This window comes from Vibrio sp. TMPB1044 (assembly GCF_030442075.1).
GTDB lineage: Bacteria > Pseudomonadota > Gammaproteobacteria > Enterobacterales > Vibrionaceae > Vibrio > Vibrio satsumensis.
The window spans coordinates 62,133-76,653 of sequence record NZ_JAUJED010000012.1 but is presented as its reverse complement, the minus strand read 5'-3'; the positions used below and the strand labels follow the sequence as shown (position 1 = coordinate 76,653).

General features: G+C 45.2%; 15 protein-coding genes. 10 read left to right on the top strand and 5 right to left on the bottom strand.

What is annotated here, in order from left to right:
* Window positions 1-33 precede the first annotated feature (33 nt).
* A complete protein-coding gene (locus tag QQ041_RS07000; protein WP_285953415.1) occupies window positions 34-216 on the bottom strand; it encodes a hypothetical protein in 183 nt (60 codons plus the stop codon).
* Between the two features lie 92 nt (window positions 217-308).
* Between QQ041_RS07000 and hppD the strand changes: the two genes are divergently transcribed.
* The 4 genes from hppD to maiA are packed head-to-tail and all read left to right on the top strand — an operon-like array spanning window position 309 to window position 4,297.
* Window positions 309-1,382 (top strand): 4-hydroxyphenylpyruvate dioxygenase, encoded by a 1,074-nt coding sequence (gene hppD / locus QQ041_RS06995; protein ID WP_239718609.1) that lies wholly within the window; start codon window positions 309-311, stop codon window positions 1,380-1,382.
* A complete protein-coding gene (locus QQ041_RS06990; protein WP_285953414.1) occupies window positions 1,375-2,505 on the top strand; it encodes a homogentisate 1,2-dioxygenase in 1,131 nt (376 codons plus the stop codon). The genes hppD and QQ041_RS06990 overlap by 8 nt, the downstream gene beginning before the upstream one ends.
* Before the next feature lie 12 nt (window positions 2,506-2,517).
* Complete coding sequence (locus tag QQ041_RS06985) at window positions 2,518-3,555, top strand: fumarylacetoacetate hydrolase family protein (RefSeq protein ID WP_285953413.1); 1,038 nt, start codon at window positions 2,518-2,520, stop codon at window positions 3,553-3,555.
* Between the two features lie 52 nt (window positions 3,556-3,607).
* Window positions 3,608-4,297: a maleylacetoacetate isomerase gene (gene maiA / locus QQ041_RS06980; protein ID WP_285953412.1), complete on the top strand. Its 690-nt coding sequence runs from the start codon at window positions 3,608-3,610 to the stop codon at window positions 4,295-4,297.
* A 314-nt stretch (window positions 4,298-4,611) separates the two neighbouring features.
* Here maiA and QQ041_RS06975 read toward each other — a convergent pair whose 3' ends face one another.
* Window positions 4,612-5,541, bottom strand: a complete 930-nt coding sequence (locus QQ041_RS06975; RefSeq protein WP_285953411.1) for a carbamate kinase — start codon at window positions 5,539-5,541, stop codon at window positions 4,612-4,614.
* Window positions 5,542-6,146: 605 nt separating this feature from the next.
* Entirely contained in the window at window positions 6,147-8,186 is a 2,040-nt protein-coding gene (locus QQ041_RS06970) for an acetoacetate--CoA ligase (RefSeq protein ID WP_285953410.1), read from the bottom strand.
* 199 nt (window positions 8,187-8,385) lie between these two features.
* On the opposite strand from QQ041_RS06970, the gene phhA reads away from it, so the two are divergent.
* The 4 genes from phhA to QQ041_RS06950 all read left to right on the top strand — a co-directional run bounded on the left by phhA (window position 8,386) and on the right by QQ041_RS06950 (window position 10,814).
* Entirely contained in the window at window positions 8,386-9,180 is a 795-nt protein-coding gene (gene phhA / locus QQ041_RS06965; RefSeq protein ID WP_146492655.1) for a phenylalanine 4-monooxygenase, read from the top strand.
* Entirely contained in the window at window positions 9,170-9,508 is a 339-nt protein-coding gene (locus tag QQ041_RS06960; protein WP_146492654.1) for a 4a-hydroxytetrahydrobiopterin dehydratase, read from the top strand. Before phhA ends, QQ041_RS06960 begins: the two co-directional genes overlap by 11 nt.
* Before the next feature lie 283 nt (window positions 9,509-9,791).
* A complete protein-coding gene (locus QQ041_RS06955) occupies window positions 9,792-10,001 on the top strand; it encodes a DUF3283 family protein (RefSeq protein ID WP_008216860.1) in 210 nt (69 codons plus the stop codon).
* Between the two features lie 96 nt (window positions 10,002-10,097).
* Entirely contained in the window at window positions 10,098-10,814 is a 717-nt protein-coding gene (locus QQ041_RS06950) for a YebC/PmpR family DNA-binding transcriptional regulator (protein ID WP_017057670.1), read from the top strand.
* Between the two features lie 171 nt (window positions 10,815-10,985).
* Here QQ041_RS06950 and QQ041_RS06945 read toward each other — a convergent pair whose 3' ends face one another.
* Window positions 10,986-11,216: a DUF2798 domain-containing protein gene (locus QQ041_RS06945; RefSeq protein ID WP_146492653.1), complete on the bottom strand. Its 231-nt coding sequence runs from the start codon at window positions 11,214-11,216 to the stop codon at window positions 10,986-10,988.
* 84 nt (window positions 11,217-11,300) lie between these two features.
* Here QQ041_RS06945 and QQ041_RS06940 point away from each other — a divergent pair, with 84 nt between their 5' ends.
* Together QQ041_RS06940 and QQ041_RS06935 are read left to right on the top strand one after the other, a co-directional pair.
* Complete coding sequence (locus QQ041_RS06940) at window positions 11,301-12,203, top strand: LysR family transcriptional regulator (protein ID WP_285953409.1); 903 nt, start codon at window positions 11,301-11,303, stop codon at window positions 12,201-12,203.
* Window positions 12,204-12,215: 12 nt separating this feature from the next.
* Entirely contained in the window at window positions 12,216-13,091 is an 876-nt protein-coding gene (locus QQ041_RS06935) for an NAD(P)-dependent oxidoreductase (RefSeq protein ID WP_285953408.1), read from the top strand.
* Between the two features lie 85 nt (window positions 13,092-13,176).
* Here the strand turns inward: QQ041_RS06935 and QQ041_RS06930 are convergent, their stop codons facing one another.
* Entirely contained in the window at window positions 13,177-14,406 is a 1,230-nt protein-coding gene (locus tag QQ041_RS06930) for an ROK family transcriptional regulator (protein ID WP_285953407.1), read from the bottom strand.
* Between the last annotated feature and the right edge of the window lie 115 nt (window positions 14,407-14,521).

The following is a 14,521-nucleotide window of genomic DNA, read 5'->3' as shown; positions in this document are numbered from 1 at the left end:
CTTTTTTGCATCATCAGGCTAATGTTTGATTTATCACCGTAGCTGACAAAAGGATGTGCGTAACAATTTAATAACATCTCTTGCTCTGCTGTAAATCAAACCACCATCTTTCAATCCCTTGATAGCACTCATTTTGTTGTTGTGAGGCTCTTTGTGTAACAAATATTTTACAACTTGACGGGTTTTTAGCGTTATTGCCCATTTCCTTCCATCCATTCCAATCTTTCCGCTTGTGGGCCAAATTTAATTAAGGACAAAAATTTCACAAAAAGCGTAATACAAAACCAATAGGTACAAGGAGAAAGTTCATGGTGGATACATACAACCCGCTTGGCACGGATGGATTCGAGTTTGTTGAATACACGGCCGTTGACCACAAGGGAATAGAGCAACTTAAAGCGCTGTTTGTGTCACTTGGTTTTGCTGAGATCGCCAAGCACCGCTCAAAAGAAGCTTGGCTGTATCGACAAGGTGACATCAACTTTATCGTTAATGAACAACCACACAGCCAAGCGGAAGCGTTCGCCAAGGTGCATGGGCCATCGGTCTGTGGCATGGCTTTTCGTGTCAACGAGGCAACGGCTGCTATGGAGCAAGCATTCAAGGGCGGTGGTGAAGAGTACAAAACAGAAATAGGGCCGATGGAACTGAGCATTCCTGCCATTTACGGCATTGGTGAAAGCCTGCTCTATTTTGTGGATCGCTATGGCAAGCAGAGCATCTATGACGTCGATTTCCGATTCTATGACGATGCGGAACAGCGCATGGCCGAAGCTAATGTTGGCTTGTATGAAATCGACCATCTCACGCACAACGTGAAACAAGGCAATATGGACCTGTGGTCTGGCTTTTATGAGCGTATCGGTAACTTCCGTGAGATTCGTTACTTCGATATTGAAGGAAAGCTGACAGGCCTTGTGAGCCGCGCTATGACCTCACCTTGCGGAAAAATCCGCATTCCTATCAACGAGTCTTCAGACGACAAATCACAAATCGAAGAGTTCATCCGCGAATACAATGGTGAAGGCATTCAACACATCGCACTTGCGACAGATGACATCTACAAAACAGTGAAAACTCTGCGTGATCGCGGCATGGACTTTATGCCAACCCCAGACACCTACTACGAGAAAGTTGATGAGCGCGTTAAAGGCCACGGAGAAGACACTGATCTGCTGCGTGAGCTTCGAGTTCTGATTGATGGCGCACCGACGAAAGACGGCATCTTGCTGCAAATTTTCACACAGACGGTTATCGGGCCTGTGTTCTTTGAAATCATTCAGCGTAAAGGCAACGAAGGCTTTGGCGAAGGTAACTTCAAGGCGCTGTTTGAATCGATCGAAGAGGACCAGATTCGTCGAGGAGTATTAGACGATGCATAAATGGATCTCGTTTCCTCATCGGGAGGGGGTGTGCTCTAAACAAGCGCATGCTGATTTCCCCGAAGAGGCCATCTATGAGCGAGAGGCGGGCCGAAGTGGTTTCTTCGGCCCTGCCGCTCACTTCCATCACCAACATGCGCCGACAGGTTGGTCTGAGTGGGAGGGCGACTTACGCCCTCGCGCTTTTGATTTTACGCTGGTAGAAAAAGCCAGCCAGATAACCCCTTGGGCTGTGCCTCATCTTTTGCATAACGCGGACTGCAAAATTCGCGTATGGCGCATGGATGAGAAGATGGATTTCTTGGTACGTAACTCCGATGGCGATGAGCTCCTGTTCATTCACCAAGGCAGGGCTGATCTCTATTGCGACTATGGTCATTTAGAGGTGAGTGAAGGGGATTACGTGATGATCCCGCGTTCAACCAATTGGCGCTTGGAGCCAAGTGAGCCGATGTTCATCCTAATGATTGAGAACACCGACGCCGCTTATTCCTTGCCAGAGAAGGGCATGGTTGGTAATCACGCGGTGTTTGATCCGGCGGTTCTTGAAATCCCATCGATCAACGATCAATTCCGCGCTCAGTATTCAGAAGATCAAACTCAAGTGCAGGTGAAACGCCACGACAAAGTCAGTGTGATCACTTATCCGTTCAATCCTTTAGACGCGGTTGGCTGGCATGGTGATTTGGCTGTGGTGAAAGTGAACTGGCGCGATATCAGACCGCTGATGTCACATCGCTACCACTTGCCACCGTCTGCACACACCACTTTTGTTGGCGCGGGCTTTGTGGTGTGTACCTTTGTGCCCCGTCCGATAGAGAGCGATCCTGGCGCATTGAAAGTACCGTTTTATCACAACAACGATGACTACGACGAAGTGCTTTTCTATCACGCTGGAGACTTCTTCAGTCGCGACAATATTGAAGCGGGCATGGTGACTTTCCACCCTGCGGGCTTCACTCATGGACCTCACCCGAAAGCCTTTAAGGCTGGGCAAGCGTATAAGAAAAAGTTTACCGACGAAGTGGCTGTGATGATCGATACCCGCCATGCACTGCAGTTCTCTGACGAGCTCGATAGCGTTGAGAACAAAGAATATGTCTACAGTTGGCAAGAGAAGTAAGGGGCAACAAGGATGAAATTAGCAACCAAGAAAAATGGTACTCGCGATGGTCTGTTGATGGTCGTGAGTCGAGATCTCAAACAGTGCGTGCCTGCGACGGAGATTTTCCACGCGATGCACCTGGCGCCAACTATGCAAGTCGCCCTGGATAACTGGGACAGTGTGGCACCTCAATTAGAGGAGCTATACACCTCGCTCAACACTGGTCATGTGACGGGCAGTGAAGTATTTGCCCCTCAATATTGTGAATCGCCTCTGCCACGCGCTTATCAATGGGCAGATGGCAGCGCGTATGTAAACCACGTCGAGCTGGTGCGTAAGGCTCGTGGTGCTGAAATGCCAGAAAGCTTCTGGGTTGACCCGCTCATGTATCAAGGTGGCTCAGATGCCTTTATTGGCCCACGTGACAATATTGAATTTGCCAGTGACGAGTGGGGTATCGATTTTGAGGGCGAAGTCGCGGTGGTTACCGGAGATGTGCCAATGGGTGCCAGTGCCAAGCAAGCGCACGATTCGATTCGTCTGCTAATGTTGGTGAATGATGTGTCGCTGCGTGGTTTGATTCCGGCCGAACTCGCCAAGGGCTTTGGTTTCTTCCAGTCTAAGCCCTCTTCAGCGTTCTCTCCGGTTGCCGTTACGCCTGATGAGCTCGGTGAACAGTGGAAAGGGAGCAAGGTACATCTGCCACTGACTTCAACTTACAACGACCAGCCTTTTGGTTGTCCGAATGCGGGCGTCGATATGACTTTCAATTTTGCCGAACTAGTTGTCCATGCAGCGAAAACTCGGCCGCTGTCGGCTGGTGCGATCATTGGCTCGGGCACGGTTTCCAACAAGCAAGGTACTGACCACGGCACCTCAATTGCGGAAGGTGGTGTCGGCTATTCATGCATTGCTGAAGTTCGCATGATAGAGACGATTAGAGATGGTAAACCCTCGACTCAATTCATGTCGTTTGGTGACTCGATCAAGCTTGAGATGTTTGACGCGGCAGGTGACTCGATCTTTGGCGCGATTGATCAGAAAGTCAGTCAATATAGACCACGCTAGTGATAGCGGCAAAAGTAAGGCGAGAGAGGCATATTATGGACAAGGGCTCTTTATGAACAAGAAGGTCACACTCTATGGTTATTGGCGCTCTTCGGCAGCCTATCGAGTGCGTATTGGGTTGAACCTAAAGCAACTTAGCTTTGAGTCGAAATCAGTGCATTTGGTGCGTAATGGCGGCGAACAGCATGATCCACAATATCGCGAGCTCAATGCCAGTGAATTAGTGCCTGTGCTGGTGGATGGTGATGTTCAACTCAATCAGTCGCTGACGATATTGCAATACTTGGACGAAAACTATTTGTGTGAGAGCAGCCCAGACTCCTTGTTGATTCCAGAGCAATCACCACTGCGCTATCAAGCGTTGGCGATGGCTCAGGATATTGCGATGGAAATTCACCCTCTGAATAATCTGCGTGTGCTGCAGTATCTGGAGCGAGAGTTGTCGTGTGAACAAGAGGCGAAAATGGATTGGCTTCATCATTGGATGAGCCAAGGTTTCCATGCTTTAGAAGAGAAGCTAGCGAAGCACAGAAAAGCGCACGGCGACTCGGTATATAGCCTCACGGATTCACCTTGTATCGTTGATATTTGCTTAGTGCCGCAAGTTTACAATGCCTTGCGATTTGATCTTGATATGTCGCCCTATCCGCTGATTAACTCGATTGTTGCAGCGTGTAACAAATTGCCCGCGTTTATTGGTGCGATGCCAGAGAATCAAGGAGATGCAAATGAGCCCATGTAGAATAACTGATGTAAACGAAAATACTCGTCCCTTACACTACCAAAACCGTTTCTTGAAAGAAGCGGTTTCCAAAATTAAATATTAGCTATTATTGAATAAATACAGGTATGGAAAGTTATTCTTTTAGTACTCATAACTACCAGAGATGAAGAACAAAACTCGTATTTATAATGTTAATTAAATAGATTAAATGCAGTAAGTGTATGAATATTTATCCCGTTTAGTACTAATATGACCTTAATAAAAAAGCCTCGTTATTAAATAAGAGGCTTTAACCAAGTTTTTATATTGGTGGTGATTCTCATTCGAGAATATTAATAATAAATAATACCTTCGCCTTTCGTAATCAGAGTACCAGCTTCATTGGTAATTATTTTATCTAAATCAAATAATGAACCAATCGCCGCATTGCCTAATCCAGCTTCAACGAATTTACAAACGGCATCAATTTTTGGCCCCATAGAACCTGCAGGGAATGAAAATTCAGCTAAACCAGCAGGCGTTGCTTGCTTCATTTCTGCTTGGTCTTCTTTACCATAGTTACGGAAAATCGAACCATCGGTTAAGATAATAAATAAGTCGGCATGGATTTTTTCAGCCAGTAATTCAGCCGTAAGATCTTTGTCAATCACGCACTCTACGCCACTACTCTTACCCTGTTCAATACTCACGGGAACACCGCCGCCGCCACAAGCAATAACAAGGTTTTCTGTATCTAGAAGTGTTTCAATTTGCTGAATTTCCACAATGTTTTTTGGCATAGGAGAAGGCACAACACGACGGTAGTATTCGCCATCAGCTTTAAACTGCATTGTGCTCTGAGCCATCAACTCTTTAGCTCGTTGCTCTGTATATACAGGGCCAACAAATTTAGTCGGGTTAGCAAACGCAGGGTCTTTTTTGCATACTTCAGTTTGTGTGACTAGCGTCGCTACGTCTAATTCAGGATCAATGTTTCTGAGCTCTTGCTGTAACATGTAGCCCACCATGCCACAGGTTTGAGAGCCTAGTACATCCATTGGGTACGGGGTCGTCTCTGGTGAGTATTCGCTATAAGCTGCGTTTTGTTCCATCAATAAACCTACTTGTGGGCCATTACCATGAACGATAACAATCTCATGCTCGCGTGCGATCGCGGCAATACTCGCCGCTGATTTTATTATATTTTCACGTTGGTTCTCAGCCGTTAATGCTTGGCCTCTTGCTAAAAGAGCGTTACCGCCTAAAGCTAATACTATGCGCATGATAATGTCTCCGATCATTTAATAATGATTTTATTTTACGTAGGGGTGAACCGCTTGTTATTTCTAATTGAATTAAAGCTTATTAATAACAATGAATAGGTTTTTAATTACTCTTAGGTAATTAACATGCCGAGATAGTATGGGAAAATAACCGTTCTAAATGTGATAGCTATCAAATTATCATTTCACTAGAAATGGGCCTGTGTAAACGGAAATTGTTATAATCCGATTAAATATCCATAAGCTTGAATACAACCCAGTGGTGGACTCTTTTTTTGTATAAATGATTCGTCTTTAGTGAATATTATCTCAGGCTATAAAATGATTAATTTTCTATTTTTGTTTTAAATATGACGAGCAGATCGCATTAAGAGCTTTAGAAAAGGCAGGGGGCCATACTGAGGCGAGGATTCTCGAGCTTAAATAGTCGTTTAGATTCGGTTTTTATCGACCAACCAAGGGCTGCTTAAAGTGTCCAGTATTTATACTTCTCCTGTTGTTTGTTTCATTCAGTCATCGGTTTTCAATCGGTTGCCTTTACTCCAGATGTTATCTGACAGCCAAGTGAAAATTGGAGATAGTTAGCCACTTTCTAAGGCTCTACGTTAAAGCGAAACAGCGTGTTTTATCTCTTCCAAGACCTCTGCGTTAGCGATAGCCCCTAGGTTTTCTACATTCTTGCCATTTACTACCTGTTTCACCGCTAGCTCCACCAGTTTTCCTGAGCGTGTTTTTGGCACATCGCTGATCGTAAATATCTGGCTTGGCACATGCCTTGGTGAGCATGATGATTTGAGCTTACTCTTGATGGTTGCTAATAACGTTTCATCTAGATCTACACCTTGCTGTAGTTGAACGAACAGCCATATCTGCTCATTACGGTCGATGTCTTTACCGACTGCGATGGAATCGATGATGCCCTCTATGGTGTTCACTTGTTGATAGATCTCGGCCGTACCAATCCTTACTCCTCCAGGGTTGAGTGTGGTGTCGCCTCGCCCGTAGAACAGATAGCCGCCATGCACGCTCTGTGCGACTTCGTCCCCGTGATGCCACACATTATCGAACTTGTCCCAATAAGTGCTGTGATAGCGCTCTCCGGTGTCATTCCAAAAGCCTGCGGGGAAGTTGGGTAGTGAGTTTGTACACACTAATTCGCCACGTTCGTGATTTACCTTATGACCCGATGAATTGAACACCTTGATGTCGACTCCAAGCCCTGCTTGTTGGCACTCACCGCGATACACAGGTGAGATAGGGTTACCTAAAACAAAGCAGCCACAAATATCCGTGCCGCCAGAAATGGACGCTAAATGCAGATCTTGTTTGATGTGTTTGTAGACGTAATCGAACTGCTCAGGGTAGAGCACAGAGCCCGTCGAGCACAGTGTTCTTAATTGAGGCAGAGAATAGCTGTCGATAGGTGAGAGTTCCGCCTTCTCAATCGCTTCTAGGTACTTGGCTGAGGTACCGAACAGCGACACATTCGCGCGCTGTGCCAAGTCCCACAGTATATTGGGTTGCGGATAAACCGGGCTACCATCAAAGATCACCAAACAGGCACCGCTCGCGAGTGCAGAGACGTGCCAGTTCCACATCATCCAACCACAAGTGGTGTAGTAGAACACGCGATCTCTCGGTTTAATATCGCAATGAAGCTGATGCTCTTTTAGGTGATTGATGGTAGTGCCACCAACCGAATGCACAATACACTTTGGCTTTCCTGTCGTACCGGAAGAGTAGAGCACAAACAGTGGTTCATTGAAGCCGACACGAGTAAATCGCACAGGTTGTGGCTGATAATTATTGATGATGCTGTGCCAGCTTCGGGTCGACACAGCATGTTCAACGTTGTTCTTCTCTAAATCGCTCTTCTCTAAGTCATTACTCGGTTTCAAATAACCGATCTCACACACCTGTTTCAATTCGTTTAAGTGTTCGATGATTTCACGGTTCTTGTCCGTCATATCGAACGTTTTGCCATTGAAGGTGTAACCATCACAGGTGAACAACACTTTGGGTTTCACTTGGCCAAATCGCTCAATTACACTCTCGACGCCAAAGTCAGGTGAGGTTGATGTCCAAATCGCCCCTAAGCTGGTGGTCGCTAGCATTGCGACCACGGTTTGTGGCAGATAAGGGGTATAAGCGGCAACTACATCACCTTGCTCCACGCCACAATCCAGGAGCCACTGTTGAACATTAGAGACTTCCTCACAAAGGGTTTGCCATGTGTAGCTTTGTTGCTCGCCACGTTCATTCTCAAACCAAATCGCAAGCTCGTTTGGCAACGTTTTTGATGAATGCAGCAAGTTTTCGGCGTAGTTAACTTGAGCATTGGGAAACCACACCCCATCACGATTTGATTTCGGCTGCTGCCAACGGCTCTCACCTTGAGTTTTGATGGTCTCGCTTTCTACTTTATTAATAGAGTCTTGCGAACCAACCATTCCACAGAACTGCCATACGTTTTGCCAAAACGATTCCGGCTGATCCACAGACCATTGATGGAATTCCGTGTAGCTTTTTACGTCCCTATCTAGGTTTAACCCAGATTGTTCAAGGCTATCGATAAATCGGGTTAAGTTGGCATCGTCTATACGCTGCGCGCTTGGCTGCCAAATGGGCTTATTGCTTTCGTGCATTCCTTCACCTTTAACAAAAAGTTAACGTTTTCAGTCTGGTATTTAGGTTTTACAAAGTCAAAAGTTCAGTAAAATAAGCATTTGGTGGAATTGTGTAAATAAAATGTTACACGCCCGACTGTTTCGAAAAATCGCTCAAATTGGCGGATATAAGGAGTGGAGATAGGCTTAAAGTGAGACATTCGAAAGGAGGTGTGTAATGACTCAATATCATTCTAAGCCCGTGAGCCAAGAGGGATGGGTTGAGTGGAGCCTCGAAGAAGATGCCATTTGGCACGACTTGGTGAAAAGGCAACTGGACGTCATTAGTGACCGCGCTTGTGATGCCTATTTGCACGGTTTGACTCTACTGGATCTGCCATTAGACAGAGTTCCCCAGCTTCCAGAGATAAACAAAGTGCTAATGGAAACAACAGGTTGGCAGGTTCAGCCTGTTCCGGCGTTAATTGATTTCGACCGTTTCTTTGATTTGCTCGCCAATAAGAAATTCCCCGTTGCGACATTTTTGAGAACGCGAGACGAGTTCGATTACTTACAAGAGCCTGATTTCTTTCATGAAATTTTCGGCCACTGTGCCATGCTCACTAATGCTGATTTCGCAGCATTCACTGAGCATTATGGAAAACTAGGCCAAGCGGCGACATCCAAACAGCGCGCTTATCTTGCCCGTTTGTATTGGTTTACGGTCGAGTTCGGTTTAGTAAAAGAAGGCCAACAACTGAAAATCTATGGCGGTGGCATTCTTTCGTCTCCAGCGGAAACTATGTATGCGTTGGGAGGGGATTTGGCCGTTCGCGAACGGTTCGATCTGCAAACGGTTTTAAGAACGCCTTATCGCATCGACATCATGCAGCCGAAATACTATGTGCTCGATGAGCTATCTGAGCTATTTGAAATCAGTCAGGAAAATCTATTACAGCAAGCTGATCTCGCGATTGAAGCGGGATTACTACCACCACTTTTTGAACCTAAGGAACCCACACATGTTGAATGAACAAAAATGCGAAGCCTGCAGTATCGATGCGATTGCACTCAGTAAAGATGAGCAACAATCTTTACTGTTGGAGTTGTCTGATTGGCAGATCATCGAAAGAGACGGCATCCCGCAGCTTGAGAAGGTGTTCAAGTTTAAGAACTACAAACAAGCATGGGCATTCAGCAACAAAGTGTCAGAGTTGGCAGAAGAAGAATTCCACCACCCTTCGATCTTATTGGAGTGGGGTAAAGTCACCGTCACTTGGTGGAGTCATTCAATCAAAGGCCTGCACAAAAATGATTTCATCTGCGCCTCACGTTGTGATGTGTTAGCGGTGAGTGAATAGTCTTTTTGGGCTGAGAAGCTTTCTACAGCCCTTGCGATGCAATTACCTTATTATTCGGCTCATTCGGTGAGTCGAATAATGGCTTAAACGGCTCATAGTATGAGTTGAATAAGTGATACTTTCACATCAAGGGACATAAGTTCTCTCAAACTAGCTTGACCTGCATCAGTGACTTGCTTGGTTTCTTGTCTCATAAACCCTTTCTGTTACTCATAGTATTGGTTTTATGAGCCTGCTCTATGATATATTTCTCGGCCAAGTGTATTACAGACGAAGGCTAATAATGTCTATCAACCTTTCACTCCTTCCACCCAGCGAGAAAAATAAAATCGAACTGGATAAGCAAGCATCGTTTCTTGTATGGAAACTGAAGCAAGCGAAATGTGGCCCTGAAGCCATTGTTGAAGAAGCAATGAAGCTAGGTGACCCAGATGAAAAGGTGTGGTTTGAACAGTCTGTAGAAAAATACAAACGGGTAATGGGTGTCGCATAAACGCAGACAAACCTTGCCCAGCAATGCTGTAGAATTGAAATGACACAGTAATTTGCTAGAATTTGCACCGTTAATTGAATCAGAGAGAAGATCCCGATGGGAAGAAGTTTTGAAGTGCGCAAGGCCTCAATGGCGAAAACTGCAGGCGCAAAAATTAAAGTTTATTCTAAATACGGTAAAGAGATTTACGTACTGGCTAAGAACGGCAGCTCTGACCCAGACATGAACCTACCTCTTAAGCACCTGATTGCTAAAGCGAAGAAAGACCAAGTACCAGCTCACGTTATCGACAAAGCGATCGATAAAGCGAATGGCGGCGGCGGTGAAGACTTCCAACCTGCTCGTTACGAAGGTTTTGGCCCAGGTGGCACAAGTGTGATCGTTGACTGTCTAACTGATAACGGCAACCGTACTTTCCAAGACGTTCGTCAATGTTTCGTTAAGACTGGCGCGAAAATCGGTGTTGAAGGTACTGTTTCTCACATGTTCGCTCACCAAGCTGTATTCCAGTTCAAAGGCGAAGATGACGAGATCATCCTAGAAACGCTTATGATGGAAGACGTAGACGTGACTGACGTTGAGCTAGAAGACGGTGTAATCACTGTATTCGCTCCAACGACTGAGTTCTTCAAAACGAAGACTGCACTAAACACTGCGTTCCCAGAGCTAACTCTAGACGTTGAGGAAATCACTTTCGTTCCTCAAACAACTACACCAGTAGCTGAAGAAGATTCTGAGAAGTTCCAGAAGTTCTTAGACATGCTTGACGACTGTGATGATGTTCAGCAGGTTTACCACAACGCTGAGCTGTAATCTTTACAGTAACAACAGTTATAAAAAACCGAGCCTAGTGCTCGGTTTTTTTATGGGTCTAGCTAAAAGGTTAGAGGAGTGTATTGCAAAATGGTGTGTATGTTTCTAAAGATAGTATTGTCAGTCGCATTACACCCTTCTTCCCTTGATCATCGTTCCATGATCTATAAATTAGCAAAGCGTTCCCGGGCGACAAATCCATGCTGATAGTTTTCTAATCAAAGGAAGCACGGTCAGGTTGAGCACGATGGCACACGGCCAAGCAAGGAAGAAGCTTTGTAGCCAGATTGGCGGCCATTCGTGGCTAAACCCCATTTTGTAGCCAGAAATTAATCCAGACATGATCGTCGCCATGGTGAGTGAGGATAAAATCGCGGTTACCCAAAATTGTTTGTTGTTCATAGTATGTTCTCCCGTGATTTTCTGTTACTGATGGGATAAGGTTACATCTATCCATTAATGAGAAAAATAGGCACATATAGAAGTATGAATTCCATATTTGGAAACATTGATGATCTGTTCTTATTCTGTGCAGTGGTTGAAGAGGGCTCTTTGCTATCGGCTTCGAAACGGCTGCAACTGCCTGTGTCGACTATGTCACGTCGGTTAACCGCATTGGAAGATCGCCTTAATATCCGACTTTTGGAAAAGAAAGGTCGTGAGCTGGTGGCCACTAAAGACGGTGAGGCGGCCTTTGCTGCACTGAGCAGTGGCATGGAGTCTATCCACCAAGGCTTTAATAGTTTGTTGGAAGAGCGTGATGCTATCCAGGGCAAGATTAAGCTCGCAGTGCCTCATAACTTCTACAGTGGTTTTCTACGCTCGACGGTAGAGCAATTCCTAACTCAATATCCAAACGTTCAACTCGACCTAACTCTGAGCCAGCAGCAGCTTGTTCCACAGACCGATCGTGACTTACTGATTACGTTTAAGATCTCGGACATGGAAGGCATGATTGCTCGGCCACTTTTCAAAGCCAAACACGGATTTTTCGCGAGTCGGGAATACTTAGATTCACGTGAGATAATTGAAAAGCCGGACGATTTAGAGCTTCAAGACTGGATTAACGTCGATGATGTGTTTGATATGCCGCTCTACAAATCTGACCGCTTAGAGCAGATGATCACGATAAAACCCAAGTTCATCGTTAACGATATTCATGCAGTGGCGGCCGCGGCGCAAAAAGGCTTGGGGCTTGCCTCATTGCCTTTTCGTCATGTATCCCCAGAGATGAATCTAGTTCAAGTGCTTCCTGAATATCATCGGGGTGATCGCCAAGCGTATTTAGTGTACAAAGAAAGAAAATATCAGCCAAAGGCTTTGACCTTGCTTATTGATGCATTGATTGAGAGTGTTCGATCTTTTCATAGCGATGACTTGGTCAAATAAAAGGAGAAAGAAATGAAAGTAAGTTTTATCGGGCTAGGCGTTATGGGGTTCCCAATGGCAGGTCATCTAGTCAAAGCCGGTTTTGAAGTCACGGTATTTAACCGTACTCATAGTAAAGCGCTAGACTGGGCTGATAAACACCAAGGTAAAGCGGCAGAGTCTGTGGCTGAGTGTGTAGCCGAAGCTGATGTAGTATTGGTCTGTGTTGGTAACGATGATGACGTACGCAGCATGACAACCAGCGAAACAGGCGCATTGGCTGCAATGAAGCCAAACGCGATTCTTGTCGACCACACAACAACGTCTGCAATCCTGTCTGAAGAGCTTGAAGTAGCTGCAAAGGAAGCAGGTGTTCGCTTTATGGATGCACCAGTGTCTGGTGGTCAAGCGGGCGCAGAAAACGGCGTACTAACTATCATGTGTGGTGGTGAACAGGAGCTATTCAACGACCTTCAACCTGTATTTGAAGCTTACGGCAAGTCGTCAGTTCTAATGGGTAAAGTCGGCCAAGGCCAACGTGCGAAAATGGTTAACCAGATCTGCATCGCGGGCGTACTGAATGGCCTTTCTGAAGGTTTGGTACTTGCTGAAAAATCAGGTTTGGATATCCCAACTCTGGTTGATTGCCTTAAAAACGGCGCGGCAGGCTCATGGCAGATGGAAAACCGCGCTACCACAATGGCGCAAGATAAATTCGATTTCGGCTTCGCAATTGATTGGATGATCAAAGACTTAGGCTTCTGCTTAGATGAAGCAGAACGCCAAGGCATCCAACTTCCGTTGACGGAAAAAACCAACAACGCATACAAGACATTGTCTGCCGAAGGACAAGGCCGCATGGACACATCAGTATTGATGAAAGCTGTAGTTGAAGAGACGAAGAAGTAGCAAGACAGAAGTAATTGAAGCTTCGTTTAGATAACTAAAAGTAGCCGCTGATTAGCGGCTATTTTTTTGTTTGTGTTAGCTAACTTTATTTAGAACTTTCAGGTGTGTTGGTGGCTTTAATCCCTAGATGTGCTAAAGGCAGAAGTAGCTCATTTGACATCACGTTGTGATAGTTACCTTTATGAACCAAATCTTCATCACTTTCATCAAGAACCAGTTCGATATTGCTTGCCAGATCCGGAAGCAATAAACGAAATGTGTATTCCTTTACACGATTTAAGAAATCAGCCCCTAATTGCGTCAGTTCATCACCAATTACCACTAAATCAGGGTTTAATTGGTTAATATTGTTCACTAATCCATGTGCTAAGCACTTAGCTAAGTAATCAACCGCGTTTATCGCAGCAGATTCTCTGTCATGAAATGCATTTACTACCATTTCAAAGTCCGCGGATACTAATGAGGCCTCTTCCTTGTAACGTTCAATCAAGGCCGTTGTTGAACTATACAGCTCAAGGCAACCTAGATTGCCACACTTACATTGCGGCCCTTGAAAATTGATCGATGTGTGACCAATTTCTCCAGCCGTCCCTAAACTACCGTGATAAACCTGCCCTTCAATCACTAAGCCCGAACCTACACCTTGCCCAAGAGAGACATACAGTAAAACGCTTGCTTCATAAGTGCTTTGTAGCTGGCGCCAAACCGCGAGTGCAGCCAATTTTGCATCATGGCCTGCATAAATTGGATAGTCTGGAAATTGCTCTCGCATGTGGGAAATAAAATCAACATCTTGCCAATTTTTTGCGTCGGTCATCAGTATAATTTTATTGTCTTGCTCTAAGAATGGGCCGGGCATCGCAACAGAGATCCCTAAAATATCACCTTTCTGATCATTCAGAACATCGCTCACTTGCTTGGTCAAATACTCGATCAGCTCTTCTGGGCTATTATCTGTATTAATTGGTTTGACTATGCTGGTTAGCGAAACACCATTGAGATCGTAGGTATCAATTGAGAAGTTAGTACGCTGTATTCGAACGGACACAATTCGCAGATGTTGGGTATTGAACCCCAAATAGATAGAGCTTCGACCACGTGCCGCTTTTCGCACACCAGTTTCAACAATAAGTCCTTGTTCTATTAGAGGTTTTATCGCTCTAGTTACCGTCGCTTGGTCAAGTCCAACCAATTGGCTGATCTCTTTTCTGGAGCAACTACCACTATTGTGAAGTGCATTAAGAATGACGCGCTTATTATGATTTTGTACATCATCTAACGAAACGCCCAGTCCGCTTCTCATAGGCTTATTCATAGTTCTCCTGACCAATTTGATCTGCAATAACGTTCCAATGGATCTACACAATATATAGAAAAAGTTAAGTTTCAATAAAATCATATAGTTAGAAATTGAGTCTACTTTACTTATG

Excerpts from the sequence above, each read along its gene's own strand:
- QQ041_RS07000 (WP_285953415.1), bottom strand. The coding sequence starts at position 216 with ATGGATGGAAGGAAATGGGCAATAACGCTAAAAACCCGTCAAGTTGTA.
- hppD (WP_239718609.1), top strand. The coding sequence starts at position 309 with ATGGTGGATACATACAACCCGCTTGGCACGGATGGATTCGAGTTTGTT.
- QQ041_RS06990 (WP_285953414.1), top strand. The coding sequence starts at position 1,375 with ATGCATAAATGGATCTCGTTTCCTCATCGGGAGGGGGTGTGCTCTAAA.
- QQ041_RS06985 (WP_285953413.1), top strand. The coding sequence starts at position 2,518 with ATGAAATTAGCAACCAAGAAAAATGGTACTCGCGATGGTCTGTTGATG.
- maiA (WP_285953412.1), top strand. The coding sequence starts at position 3,608 with ATGAACAAGAAGGTCACACTCTATGGTTATTGGCGCTCTTCGGCAGCC.
- QQ041_RS06975 (WP_285953411.1), bottom strand. The coding sequence starts at position 5,541 with ATGCGCATAGTATTAGCTTTAGGCGGTAACGCTCTTTTAGCAAGAGGC.
- QQ041_RS06970 (WP_285953410.1), bottom strand. The coding sequence starts at position 8,186 with ATGCACGAAAGCAATAAGCCCATTTGGCAGCCAAGCGCGCAGCGTATA.
- phhA (WP_146492655.1), top strand. The coding sequence starts at position 8,386 with ATGACTCAATATCATTCTAAGCCCGTGAGCCAAGAGGGATGGGTTGAG.
- QQ041_RS06960 (WP_146492654.1), top strand. The coding sequence starts at position 9,170 with ATGTTGAATGAACAAAAATGCGAAGCCTGCAGTATCGATGCGATTGCA.
- QQ041_RS06955 (WP_008216860.1), top strand. The coding sequence starts at position 9,792 with ATGTCTATCAACCTTTCACTCCTTCCACCCAGCGAGAAAAATAAAATC.
- QQ041_RS06950 (WP_017057670.1), top strand. The coding sequence starts at position 10,098 with ATGGGAAGAAGTTTTGAAGTGCGCAAGGCCTCAATGGCGAAAACTGCA.
- QQ041_RS06945 (WP_146492653.1), bottom strand. The coding sequence starts at position 11,216 with ATGAACAACAAACAATTTTGGGTAACCGCGATTTTATCCTCACTCACC.
- QQ041_RS06940 (WP_285953409.1), top strand. The coding sequence starts at position 11,301 with ATGAATTCCATATTTGGAAACATTGATGATCTGTTCTTATTCTGTGCA.
- QQ041_RS06935 (WP_285953408.1), top strand. The coding sequence starts at position 12,216 with ATGAAAGTAAGTTTTATCGGGCTAGGCGTTATGGGGTTCCCAATGGCA.
- QQ041_RS06930 (WP_285953407.1), bottom strand. The coding sequence starts at position 14,406 with ATGAATAAGCCTATGAGAAGCGGACTGGGCGTTTCGTTAGATGATGTA.